The organism is Janthinobacterium sp. GW823-FHT01H08, assembly GCF_058797855.1.
In genome coordinates, this window is record NZ_CM179504.1 from 1,744,600 (window position 1) to 1,756,761 (window position 12,162).

The 12,162-nt window shown below is 59.0% G+C and carries 12 protein-coding genes and 1 other RNA gene; 7 read left to right on the top strand and 6 right to left on the bottom strand.

Annotated features, from left to right (window positions below):
• The first annotated feature begins 150 nt into the window (after positions 1 to 150).
• Positions 151 to 1,752, top strand: coding sequence for a GGDEF domain-containing protein (locus AC3RCG_RS07770; protein WP_492403718.1), 1,602 nt, complete (start codon positions 151 to 153; stop codon positions 1,750 to 1,752).
• A gap of 183 nt (positions 1,753 to 1,935) precedes the next feature.
• On the opposite strand, the gene AC3RCG_RS07775 is transcribed toward AC3RCG_RS07770, so the two are convergent.
• Both AC3RCG_RS07775 and AC3RCG_RS07780 read right to left on the bottom strand, forming a co-directional pair.
• Positions 1,936 to 2,304: a hypothetical protein gene (locus tag AC3RCG_RS07775; RefSeq protein WP_492403716.1), complete on the bottom strand. Its 369-nt coding sequence runs from the start codon at positions 2,302 to 2,304 to the stop codon at positions 1,936 to 1,938.
• Positions 2,301 to 2,651 (bottom strand): hypothetical protein, encoded by a 351-nt coding sequence (locus tag AC3RCG_RS07780; RefSeq protein WP_409027014.1) that lies wholly within the window; start codon positions 2,649 to 2,651, stop codon positions 2,301 to 2,303. Before AC3RCG_RS07780 ends, AC3RCG_RS07775 begins: the two co-directional genes overlap by 4 nt.
• A 327-nt stretch (positions 2,652 to 2,978) precedes the next feature.
• Between AC3RCG_RS07780 and AC3RCG_RS07785 the strand changes: the two genes are divergently transcribed.
• From AC3RCG_RS07785 to AC3RCG_RS07805, 5 genes are all read left to right on the top strand, one after another.
• On the top strand, positions 2,979 to 3,839 hold the full coding sequence (locus AC3RCG_RS07785) for a hypothetical protein (RefSeq protein WP_492403714.1): 861 nt from the start codon (positions 2,979 to 2,981) through the stop codon (positions 3,837 to 3,839).
• Positions 3,832 to 4,284: an HD domain-containing protein gene (locus tag AC3RCG_RS07790; RefSeq protein ID WP_121668697.1), complete on the top strand. Its 453-nt coding sequence runs from the start codon at positions 3,832 to 3,834 to the stop codon at positions 4,282 to 4,284. The genes AC3RCG_RS07785 and AC3RCG_RS07790 overlap by 8 nt, the downstream gene beginning before the upstream one ends.
• Positions 4,285 to 4,567: 283 nt before the next feature.
• Positions 4,568 to 5,029, top strand: coding sequence for a M74 family metallopeptidase (locus tag AC3RCG_RS07795; protein ID WP_492403712.1), 462 nt, complete (start codon positions 4,568 to 4,570; stop codon positions 5,027 to 5,029).
• A gap of 14 nt (positions 5,030 to 5,043) precedes the next feature.
• Complete coding sequence (locus AC3RCG_RS07800) at positions 5,044 to 5,412, top strand: hypothetical protein (RefSeq protein WP_409027012.1); 369 nt, start codon at positions 5,044 to 5,046, stop codon at positions 5,410 to 5,412.
• A complete protein-coding gene (locus tag AC3RCG_RS07805; RefSeq protein ID WP_409027011.1) occupies positions 5,406 to 5,792 on the top strand; it encodes a hypothetical protein in 387 nt (128 codons plus the stop codon). Before AC3RCG_RS07800 ends, AC3RCG_RS07805 begins: the two co-directional genes overlap by 7 nt.
• A gap of 271 nt (positions 5,793 to 6,063) precedes the next feature.
• Here AC3RCG_RS07805 and ssrA read toward each other — a convergent pair.
• From ssrA to ompA, 4 genes are all read right to left on the bottom strand, one after another.
• Positions 6,064 to 6,424, bottom strand: a transfer-messenger RNA (tmRNA) gene (ssrA, locus tag AC3RCG_RS07810).
• Between the two features lie 91 nt (positions 6,425 to 6,515).
• A complete protein-coding gene (locus tag AC3RCG_RS07815; protein WP_492403710.1) occupies positions 6,516 to 7,220 on the bottom strand; it encodes an HAD family hydrolase in 705 nt (234 codons plus the stop codon).
• A gap of 68 nt (positions 7,221 to 7,288) precedes the next feature.
• The gene (ubiG, locus tag AC3RCG_RS07820; protein WP_070219394.1) at positions 7,289 to 7,984 is read right to left on the bottom strand and encodes a bifunctional 2-polyprenyl-6-hydroxyphenol methylase/3-demethylubiquinol 3-O-methyltransferase UbiG; all 696 of its coding nucleotides are present in this window, start codon (positions 7,982 to 7,984) and stop codon (positions 7,289 to 7,291) included.
• 125 nt (positions 7,985 to 8,109) lie between these two features.
• Complete coding sequence (gene ompA / locus AC3RCG_RS07825; RefSeq protein ID WP_099410366.1) at positions 8,110 to 8,820, bottom strand: outer membrane protein OmpA; 711 nt, start codon at positions 8,818 to 8,820, stop codon at positions 8,110 to 8,112.
• 656 nt (positions 8,821 to 9,476) lie between these two features.
• On the opposite strand from ompA, the gene gyrA reads away from it, so the two are divergent.
• Positions 9,477 to 12,155, top strand: coding sequence for a DNA gyrase subunit A (gene gyrA / locus AC3RCG_RS07830; RefSeq protein WP_099410367.1), 2,679 nt, complete (start codon positions 9,477 to 9,479; stop codon positions 12,153 to 12,155).
• Positions 12,156 to 12,162 lie beyond the last annotated feature (7 nt).

Consider the following 12,162-nt stretch of genomic DNA (forward strand, 5'->3'; position numbering starts at 1 on the left):
GATATAGCACTCACCGATGCCATGGCCGAGGGGAGACGTGGCCCAGCAAGTGTCATGGTGACTTTTTTATATCATGTTTGTTACCAAGTGTGAGTATGTCGCTGCCTATTTCGTGCACACTTTGCCGGATATCAAACCGGGAGTGTATCCATGACCAGGTCACGCAGCTTGCCGCCACGATTGCTGGGAGCGGGCTTCCGGGGATTTTCCTTGCTGCCGCTGGCGATCTCATTTGTCGTGCTCGTATGCCTGTCGCTCCTGGCGACGCAGTTATGGATGACCTTGCGTGCGCGCGAGGTGCAATTGAATGAAGCGGGCCGTGAAAGCGCCAACCTGGCGCAATCTGTTGCCCAGCATGCCTATGACACCATCAAGGAGGCCGATACGGTGCTGGTCGGTCTGGTGGAGCGGCTGGAGGCGGACGGTGTCTCCGACCTTGAACTGGCCCGTCTCCATAAATTGCTGGTCACCCGCGTAGCCGAGCTGCGGCAGCTGCACGGCATCTTCGTCTATGCCAGGGATGGCAGCTGGCTCGTGAACTCTCAGAAAACTTTGTTGAGTAATCTGAATAATTCCGATCGAGATTATTTCAACTACCATCGAACGCATGATGACCGGGGGCCTTATGTCGGCCCGCCCGTGCGCAGCAAATCGACGGGGGACTGGATAGTCACGGTATCGCGGCGGATCAATTTGCCTGACGGCAGCTTCGGCGGCGTGGCGCTGGCGACGATCGATATGCATTATTTCAGGCAGTTTTATGAACGTTTTTCAATAGGAGAAAAAGGCGCCATTTTCATCGCGAATGGAAAAGGCATTCTTTTATTGCGCAGGCCGTTCGATGAGAGTTTGCTGGGGCGCGATCTTTCGCAGTTTCCCTTATTTCATGATTATTTACCGAAAAGTCCCGCAGGCACGGCCGTGATCAAGTCGCGGGTCGATGGCGTGACGCGCATCAACAGCTATCGAAGAGTCGAAGAATATCCGCTGGTGGTCTCTGCCGCATTGTCACAGGATGAAGTCCTCGCTGCATGGCGCCTCGATACCGTGATACAAAACGCCGTGGGCGGGGTGCTGGTATTGCTGATCGCGTTTATCGGATACCGGGTGGTGCGGCTGATCGATTTGCGGGTAAAAAGCGAGGCGGGACTGCTTGAAGCGCGCAACGAGTTGGAATTGATCAATGAAACCCTGGCCCGCCTTGCCAATCAGGATGGGTTGACGGGGCTGGCGAACCGGCGCCACTTCGACCAGTCGCTGCTTGCCGAGTTCAGCCGTGCGCAGCGTGAAAATAGCTCACTTGGACTGGTGTTGATCGATGTCGACTTCTTCAAGCAATACAACGATATCTATGGCCATGTGGCCGGCGACGAGTGCCTGAGAAAACTCGGCAAGGTGGTGGCTTACAGCATGCGCCGGCCGGGCGACCTTGCGGCGCGCTATGGCGGCGAGGAAATGGTCATTTTATTGCCAGGGACGGATCTGCCGGGCGCCTTGACGGTGGCGGAAGACGTCCGCCAGGCCGTGCAATCGCTGGGAATCGAGCATCGTGGCAATCCTCTTGGCGTGGTGACGGCCAGCGTCGGTGTCGCGGCGTTGATGCCGACGTACCTGAAAAACCAGGCGGTCGAGCTGGTTGAACTCGCGGATAAGGCACTGTACAAGGCCAAGGCAGCGGGGAGAAACAGGGTCTGCCATGCGTCAGCATGCGATCATGCCGATCAGGCTGCGACGGCTTTGGCGTTTCGATAGCCATTGTTGAAGGCTGATGGCGCTGCGTCGGGTTTGCCCTGCGCTGCGCGTGCGCCAGCCTTGTCCATGTACAATCGGCAACATCCGGATCGACGTGTCCGCCTCTTCATTCTGGAGTACGCTTGCAGGGACTGGAAGTCGTGCAGGATTGGCTGGGCTAAGGCTCCGGTCACCCCACGCGATCTAGCAAATCGATCCAGTAATGCTTTTGCCACTGCGCAAGTTAAAGCCGAAGTGACACCTATAGCCGTCATGATCCCGGAGACAGGAAACATTTTCCTTGTCGCGCTGCCGATAGCCTTTCTCCAAACTGCAGCGCTCTTTCGAATCCGGAGCCATCGAGTCAAACATGTCCCTGGCAACGGCCCCCGTGACCACGAAAGAAATCTTGCGGTCATGCGGTGTGGGCGGCTGTTGCTCGCCCAAGGTATTCGAATAAATCAGATAAGCCCCTTTGAACTGTTTGTATTCGCCCCAGTCGCTGCTGCCGCCTGCATAGGCCAGCGAGAATACGGTGATGGCGCCGAAGGCCACAGCCCACAGTTTTTTCATATCAGGCAGGCTCTCAGTTCCAGATGGAAATGATGGTCGTGATTTTTGAATGGTGTCACGAATGGAATGCCGGTATCGTTAAACAGCACCCTGCGCACACTGGCATGGGCCCGAAAAAGTGCGATGAGCTTTGCCGTCGCGGCTTGATCGTAGTCTTTGTCGTACCAATAAACAGGGAGTTGAAGGCCGTCCCTGCGCAGTGGACGAATGTCTACCTCCAGGCCGGATTTGTGCGTTGAGTGTTCCCCGTAGGCGGTGCCGTTAGCCAGACTGATGTTGCCAATCCCGAATTGCCGGTCATCGATTGCTTGCCATTCGCGTTCCACATACAGGAGCGCCATCATCATGTTTGGATGCGCGTACTGGCCCGCCCCCTGCCCGGGGGTGCCATAGACTTAATACCCTGCGTCTTCCGGAGCCTGGGGCAGGATGAAAAACCCGCGCTTGTCCCTGGGTTGAACTTCAAGCATGGTCGACTCCGCTAGGCGCAACGGTGGGGGAGTTGGTATTGTTTCGCATTTCTTTCCGCCTGGAATTGCGGGATCGCAAACAATGGCAAGCCGGAGCCGGGTTTGTTCCTTGCTCTCGGCGGCGCGTGCGCCAGCCTCGTCCATGTACAATCGGCAACATCCGGATCGACGTATCCGCCCCTTGATTGCGGAGTCTGCCCGAAGGTGACACCAACATTGCAAACCTGGCTGCTGGCCTGGCGGGAAGCCTTCACGTGCGTGGGGCTGGGGCTGCGCGATGCCCGTCATGCGGGGCTGTGGTGGCGTTCCGCGCTGTGGTGCATGGCGGTCGTGGCGCTGTGGCTGGGACTGTATAGCAGCTTCGGCCGTTTTTTTGTCGAGCTGAGCGCCATGCTGGCGCTGGTGTCCGTTACCGGCTTGCTGGGCCTGGGCGTGATGAATGGCGTCGGGGCACTGGCCAACGGGCCTGCCACCGTCACGCAGATGGGCAATATCGCCGGCGGCCTGGGCAGCGCCGCCAAAGCCTTGCTGTCGATCGGCCAGATCGCCCTGGCGCTGCTGGCGCTGGCTGCATTTTTCTATGTGATGGTCTTTGTCGTCGGCGCCATCGGCACGGTGCGCTTGCCGCTGCGCTGGTTGTTGCTGGAGCGCGCCAAGGCCGTTGTGGCGCGCCGCTATGCCATGTGGCAAGCGCCGGCCGGCCTGGATGCATGCGCCGCGCGCCCCGCCTGGCGGCGGCGCCTGTTGCTGCTGCTCTCCCTGCTGATCCCTGTGTGGGCCATGTGCGTGCTGATCGCGTACTTGCTGGCCTGGAACGTCCAGATGATCTACGGAGCGGCGGCCGCAGAGGTACTTGGCGCGGAACAGCAAGCGGCACTGCGCCGCGAACAGCGTCCGGCGATTGTTGCCCTGGGCCTGCTGTTATGCTTGCTGATGCTCGTGCCGGTTCTCAATTTATTGGTGCCAGCCTTGCTGTGCACCAGCGTGTGCCACTTGCAGCGCCGCGGCTGGCGCGCAAGGGACACATCAATCAACGTGGACTTAACAAGGAGTGAACATGCGTGAACACGCAAGTCGCGGCACCCTCGAGCGCGCCATAGAAATTGCCGCCGCCACCCATGCCGGCCAGACGGACAAGGGCGGCGCGCCGTACATTTTGCACCCCTTGCGCGTGATGCTGCGCGTCGCCCCCGGCGCCCAGCAGATCGTCGCCGTGCTGCATGACGTGGTGGAAGACAGCGATGGCAAAGTCACCTTCGACGATCTGGCGCGCGAAGGATTTTCCCGGGACGTCATTGACGGCGTGCGCGCCGTGACCAAGATCGAGGGCGAGTTGTATGAAGATTTCATCGCCCGCGCGGCCCTGGACCCGGTCGGCAAGGCCGTCAAGCTGGCGGATCTGGCGGAGAATAGCGATCTGTCGCGGATAGGGGAGCCGACGCAGAAGGATCTGGAGAGGATAGAGAAATATCGGAGGGCGATCGGGTATTTACGGGGGGACGTTTTTTAGTTTCAAGGTGGCGCGGCGCACCTTTGCGCAGCATCAATATCTTGGCTTCAAGTAGCGGGAACACCCGAAAACGATCCCATCAGTGTATGGATGTTTGATTCTACGCAATGCCCAGAAAATGCATAACGGCAAAAATCGTCGCGTGCGCATGTTTTTTTGCGAGCGAAGGGGCGAGCTCTGCCAACTACATCGGCGCGTGAGATGCTCCGTGAGATGTACGGGAGCATCACCTGGTGCCATTTGCGTTGAGCTGAGCGCTGAGGTTTTACATTCAGGAGTGCGCATGCTGGAATTGCAGCCCATTGATAGACGCGGCTACTTTAATCTTCCACAAAGGCCGGAAGGCGCGGGTTACTACACCTATGGAACACCGCCCAATGGTGCCGGCCAGTATGCTCATCCCGAGTTGCTTTCGCTGCTATTCTTGGTTGAACATCAATGGCAGGGCATCGATAGCCGGAAAATTGGTTTCGGAAATATCAGTCTGGCTGATGGAACTCCCTACAGTGAACATAAAGGTCATCGAAGCGGAAAAGACGTCGACGTCCGATTGCTTCGCAAAGACAAAATGGAGAGCGCTGTAACAAGGTTTGACACGCACTACGACCGCGATGCAACGGCACAGCTGATCCGCATATTTTTTGAATTCAGCTTTGTCCAGGTTATCTTTTTTAATGACCCCACCATCCCCCGGATAAGACCACTGATACGCCACGACGACCATTTTCATGTCACGATCAAGTAAGCGGGGCAGATGACATGAAACGTCTTCTCGCTGTTTTTCTTCTCTTTGTTTTGGCTACGGCCATGGCCCAATCCGCCCCCCAATGGCTATTTTCTTATCAGCCATTCAAAGGCCGCTATGCGATTTATGGCGGAAGCCTGAGCGATCCACAGCCGCCGACCAGGAAAGACAAGCGCATCGCGTTCTGGATCGACGGCAAGGCGGCGAAACAGCTATTTGATGCGATGGGCCCCGACTTGCGCAACGCGTGCGGCGTGGATGGCGAATATCGCCTGCGCCAGCGGGCGGAAGTGAGCTGCTCCTACCATCCCCGTGATGGTCATCACTGCGACTTCGGCTTTGATCTGCTGACCGGGCGCAGCATCGGCGGCGCCATATGCTAAAACGCGTCAGTCTGATACTTGCCACTATGCTGTGCTTGCTGCTGGCGCATCAGGTCCGGGCCGTCTGGCAGTTTGTACAGAAGGATTTTTCAGGTTCGTACGCGATCTATGGCGCATATCTCGACGATGCAGTGGCCCCGGTTGCGGGCGATACCAAAGTCGCGTTTCGCTTGACGGGCACCGCCGCAAAAGACGTGTTCGAAGCCATCGGTCCGGATATGCGCGATGGCTGCGCCGATCCGCAAATACGCATTCGTAATCGTGACATGCTGCTGTGCCGATATCGATCAAAGGATGGTTATCGCTGTGATTTTGGGTTTGATTTGTCGACGGGCTTGAGTATTGGGGGAACGGTGGGTGGGGCGGTGTGCGGGGAGTAGCGAGGGTCAGGCCCGGCATACGCGCACAGCCTGAACAGCTAATGTTGTTGTTAGGAAAAACCGCCTGCGGCGCAAGAGCTAGTCAGACGAATCGGAGAGGGTTGCGCTTGCAAGCGCAACCCGGTTGTGCGGCGCCGAGCTGTGCTCGCCGAAGGCCCCGCACAACCCCCGCGCCCGTACCGGACACGGATTCGACGCCCGCGCTCTGCATGCATGGAATAAATAAAAAGGGCCTCCCCGCCAAAACGGGGAAGCCCTTTTATTTATTCAGTGGTGGAGACGGCGGGAATCGAACCCGCGTCCGCAAGCACTCCACAGACAGTTCTACATACTTAGCACTATCATTTAATTTAACTCAGCCAGCACGGATGTGCACGTTATGGGCAAGCGAGTTACCTATTATTTAGTCGGACGCTAAGTAACCCAGCATACGACGAGTCCCTGTAAATGACTCTAGAGCTTTTGACGGCCCACCCCAGGGACGAGGTGTTCTAGAGCTAACAGCGATTAAGCTGCCAGTGCGTACGAGTTATCGTTTGCAGTTAAGTTTTTTCAGGTTGTATTTACGAGGTAGCCCGCCCTCGGTATGCCCTGCGCTGCTTTGCAACCCACGTCGAAACCAGGTCGTCCCCACAGAACCTTCATTGTAGCGCAATCTTCACACTCTTGCATGATGCATTCGCAGTAATGGATAGAAGGCCAGGCAGATGCAGTATCAAGCCATCAAGCCGCCAGCTGCCGCTCCTGCGCCGCCTTCACCACAGTACTCACCAGCTCGAGCAACGCTTGCGGCGTATCGAGCAAATGGTCGGCGTTCCAGTGCTGCGGCTCGACGGGGCCGCAGTAGCCCCAGGCGCAGGCGACCGTGCGCATGCCGGCGGCGCGGCCGGCCTGGATGTCGCGCAGGTCGTCGCCCACGTACCAGCAGTCTTCCGGCGCCAGGTCCAGGCGGCGGGCCGCTTCCAGCAGGGGGGCGGGGTGGGGTTTCGGGTGGGGCATGGTGTCGCCCGAGATCACGCAGCCGGCGCCGCCCAGGCCGATCTGGCCCACCAGCGGGTCGGTGAAGCGGGCGGCTTTGTTGGTGACCACGCCCCAGGCCAGGCCCAGCGCTTGCAAGCCTTCCAGCATGGCGGGGATGCCGTCGAACAAGCGGCTTTCCACGGCCAGGGCCGCTTCGTAATTGTTCAGGAAGCCGTCTTTCAGGGCTTCGTAGCCGCTTTCGCCCGGTTGGACGCCATACGATGCGCCGATCATGCCGCGCGCGCCGGCCGAGGCCGTGGGGCGCAGGATGTCATACGGAGTCGGCGCCAGGCCGGCGCGCGCGCGCAGCAGGTTGATGGCCGCCGCCAGGTCGGGCGCGGTGTCGGCCAGGGTGCCGTCGAGGTCGAACAGGATGGCGCGCGGGGCTGGCAGATGGTCAGTGATCATGGCGGGCAAAGTGTGTCAAGTAGGAATGAAAAATGGCGGCCGCAGCCGCCTTGTATTGTGCGTGATGGTTACAGCGGCCGGGTGCAGGCCACCAGATAATTGACGCTGGTATCGCTATTAAGTGAGTAAATCTTGGTCAGCGGATTGTAGCCCATGCCGCGCATGCTGTTGACGTCCAGGCCGGCACTGCGCAGGTATTGCGACAGTTCGGCCGGGGTGATGAATTTGTCATAGTCGTGCGTGCCTTTCGGCAGCAGACGCAGCAGGTATTCGGCACCCAGGATGGCGAACAGATACGCTTTCGGGTTGCGGTTCAGGGTCGACAGAAAAACGTGGCCGCCCGGTTTCACCAGGGTGGCGCAAGCCTTGACGATGGCGGCGGGGTCCGGCACGTGCTCGAGCATTTCCATGCACGTCACGACGTCGTACTGGCCCGGCTCTTCCGCGGCCATGGCTTCGGCGGCGATCAGCTTGTAGCGTACCTTGGCACCTGATTCCAGGCTGTGCAGGTCGGCCACTTTCAATGCCTTGTCGGACAGGTCGATGCCCGTCACGTCGGCGCCCTTGCGGGCCATCGATTCGGCCAGGATGCCGCCGCCGCAGCCGATGTCGATCACGCGTTTGCCGGCCAGCGGCACTTTCGCGTTGATCCATTCGAGGCGCAGGGGATTAATTTCGTGCAGGGGACGAAACTCGGAAGTGGGGTCCCACCAGCGGTGGGCCAGCTCACTGAATTTTTGGATTTCGAGAGGGTCGGCGTTCATAGGTCGAATAATAGCGGCAATTTTACAATTGGGCAGCCACGGACGAAAAAAAACCCCGCCGTGGCGGGGTTTTTCAGCTGTTCTTGACTTGCGCGATGATTTGCGGCGAGTCGAGGGGGCAGCTATTACTTGTTGCGGGTACCAACAACTTCGATTTCCACGCGACGGTTTTTCGCACGGCCTTCGGCAGTTTTGTTATCAGCAACAGGTTGTTTCTCGCCTTTGCCTTCGGTGTACACGCGGTTGCTTTCAACGCCTTTGGTGACCAGGTAGGCTTTGACAGCATCAGCACGACGTACCGACAGTTTTTGGTTGTAAGCATCGGTACCGACGGAGTCGGTGTGACCCACAGCGATGATGACTTCCAGGTTGATGCCGCCCAGTTGTGCGGACAGCTCGTCCAGCTTGGCTTTGCCTTCTGGCTTCAGCGTAGCTTTGTCGAAATCGAAGAATGCATCAGCAGCGAAGCTGACTTTTTCCGAGGTAGGAGCAACAACGACTGGCACTGGCACGACAGGTGCTGGTGCTGGTGCTGGTACGACTGGCGCTGGAGGTGCTACGCATTTGCCGTCTTGCAGGGTTTCTGGCTCTACGCACAGTGGTACGTCGCAACCTGGCACTGCGTCAGCAGGTGTCCAGTAGCCGGTGCGCCAGCACAGGCCGAATGGGTCACGCACGATCACGCCGCGGGCATCTTGCACGTAAGCGCTTTTTGGGCTTGGTGCTTGGATGTCAGTGGTAACTGGCGCGAATGGTGGGGAGGTTGGGGTTTGGGCCGAAGCCGAGCCAGCAATCACTGCGGATGCAGCGAAAAACAGCGTTACAAATTTATTCATTCTTTTTTCCTTTCGGGGGGTGATATCCGCAGAACAACACTGCGCTACTGGTGCTACGTGCCAAGATTTTATCATGTAGACCATATGCGCTCGTTTCAGATTGCGAAACTAGCAATTAACTTCCCAGTCATTTTGCCACACGCATCAGGGGCGCACGACCGTGGTTAAATCAAAGCTTGCCCGATTTTAGACCGTGCGTTGTTTTTGCGCAACGAAAATGCCCATTTGTAACGCATCTGTAACAATTGATCGCTTTTCTTGCCACTTTTAAGGGCAGGTATCTTGAACTGACATTGCCGTTGTGCATTATCGGCAGAGCAACATGCACGACCCCGGTGCAAACTGCCAATGTTGCTGGTCTGGCCAATTTGTACAGGTAGCTGGGCGCGCATGCTAAAATCGTGCGCTTGACTGTTAAGAGTGCCGGGCAAATGCCCACGGCGGCACTGCATGGCCAGCACGTACCCTTGCGGTACCCGTACTGGCCTTGCCGCCAGCCCGCCGATTTGTTTCGGCACTCTGCGACATGGAATCCGGGCCACGCCAGCAGCGCGCGGCGCGGCGTCCACGACGACAGCCACCCAGGATATGCAGTATTGCGTCATACATTGCGTAACAGATAAGTTAACCACAGCCTGAGATCAGTCGAACCGCCAATGGATCAATTCGCAAAAGAAACAATTCCTATTTCCCTCGAAGAAGAGATGCGCAAGAGCTACCTCGATTACGCCATGAGCGTGATCGTCGGTCGCGCCTTGCCCGATGCGCGCGATGGCTTGAAGCCAGTGCACCGCCGCGTCTTGTTCGCGATGCATGAAATGAATAACGTGTGGAACCGCCCTTACGTCAAGTGCGCCCGCGTGGTCGGCGAAACCATGGGTAAATACCATCCCCACGGCGATGCCTCGATCTACGACACACTGGTACGCATGGCGCAGGATTTCTCGCTGCGCTACATGCTCGTCGATGGCCAGGGCAACTTCGGTTCCGTCGACGGCGACGGCGCCGCGGCGATGCGTTACACCGAGTGCCGCCTCGACAAGATCGCCGGCGAGCTGCTGGCCGATATCGACAAGGACACCGTCGACTTCCAGCCCAACTACGACGGCAAGGAAAAGGAACCGACGGTCTTGCCGACGCGTATCCCGAACCTGCTGATCAATGGCTCGTCCGGTATTGCCGTCGGCATGGCGACGAACATTCCGCCACACAACATCACCGAAGTCATCGACGGCGCGCTGCACGTGCTGCGCAACCCCGATTGCACGATCGATGAATTGATCGAGCTGATCCCGGCGCCGGACTTCCCGACGGCCGGCATCATCTATGGCGTGTCCGGCGTGCGCGACGGCTATCGCACGGGCCGCGGCCGCGTTGTCATGCGCGCCAAGACCCACTTCGAGGAATACGGCAAGGATGGCGGCCGCATCGCCATCATCGTCGACGAGCTGCCCTTCCAGGTCAACAAGAAATCCTTGCTGGAACGCATCGCTGAAAACGTGCGCGACAAGAAGCTCGACGGCATTTCCGACATCCGCGACGAATCCGACAAGTCGGGCATGCGCGTGGTGATCGAGCTGAAGCGGGGCGAAGTGCCGGAAGTGGTGCTGAACAATCTGTACAAGCAGACCCAGTTGCAAGACACCTTCGGCATGAACATGGTGGCCCTGGTCGATGGTCAGCCGAAGCTGCTGAACCTCAAGCAGATGCTGCAATGCTTCCTGTCGCACCGCCGCGAAGTGGTCACGCGCCGCACCGTGTTCGAACTGCGCAAGGCGCGCGAACGCGGTCACGTGCTCGAAGGCCTGGCGGTCGCACTGGCCAACATCGATGACTTCATCGCCATCATCAAGGCCGCGCCGACGCCGCCGATCGCCAAGGTCGAGCTGATGGCCAAGGCCTGGGATTCGTCCGTCGTGCGCGAAATGCTGGCCCGTACGGGCGACGGCACGACGCCGGGCGGCGTCGATGCCTACCGTCCGGAAAACCTGCCGAAGCACTACGGCATGCAGACGGATGGCCTGTACAAGCTGTCGGACGACCAGGCGCAGGAAATTCTGCAGATGCGCCTGCAGCGCCTGACCGGTCTGGAGCAGGACAAGATCGTCAACGAGTACAAGGACGTGATGGAACATATCGCCGACTTGCTCGACATCCTGGCCAAGCCGGAACGCGTCACCGTCATCATCACCGATGAAATGACGGCGGCGAAGAACGAATACGGCGCCGGCAACAAGGACGTGCGCCGCTCGCAGATCGAATTGAACGCGACCGACCTGGAAACGGAAGACCTGATCACGCCGCAGGACATGGTCGTGACCCTGTCGCACACCGGTTACATGAAGGCCCAGCCGATCACCGAATACCGCGCGCAGAAGCGCGGCGGCCGCGGCAAGCAGGCGATGGCGACGAAAGAGGAAGACTGGATCGACCAGCTGTTCATCGCCAACACGCACGACTACATCCTGTGCTTCTCGGATCGCGGCCGCATGTACTGGCTGAAGGTATGGGAAGTGCCGCAAGGCTCGCGCAACTCGCGCGGCAAGCCGATCGTCAACATGTTCCCGCTGCAGGACAACGAAAAGATCACCGTGATCCTGCCGTTGTCGGGCGAGAACCGCACGTTCCCGGAAGACCATTACGTGTTCATGTCGACCAGCCTCGGCACCGTCAAGAAAACGCCGCTGAAGGACTTCAGCAATCCACGCAAGGCCGGCATCATCGCGGTCGACCTGGACGACGGCGACTTCCTGATCGGCGCGGCGCTGACCGACGGCCAGCACGACGTGATGCTGTTCTCCGATTCGGGCAAGGCAGTGCGCTTCGACGAAAACGATGTGCGTCCGATGGGCCGTACGGCGCGCGGCGTGCGCGGCATGAACCTGGAAGAAGGCCAGCACGTGATCGCCCTGCTGGTGGCCGAGAACGAGCAGCAGTCGGTGCTGACGGCTACGGAAAACGGTTACGGCAAGCGTACGCCGATTCTTGAATACACGCGTCATGGCCGTGGCACGAAAGGCATGATCGCCATCCAGACCAGCGAGCGCAACGGTAAAGTGGTTGCCGCGACCCTGGTCGATGCCAGCGATGAAATCATGCTGATTACCACCGGTGGCGTCTTGATCCGCACCCGCGTGTCGGAAATCCGCGAGATGGGCCGCGCGACACAGGGCGTGACCCTGATCGCCGTGGAAGACGGCACCAAGCTATCCGGCCTGCAGCGCGTGGTGGAAACGGATATCGACGAAGTCGAGCTGACGACGGAGGCGGGTACGGATGCCGCGCCGGCAGCGGCCGAACCAGCCGATCCTGTTGACCCGGCCCAGCCGGAGTAAGATGATT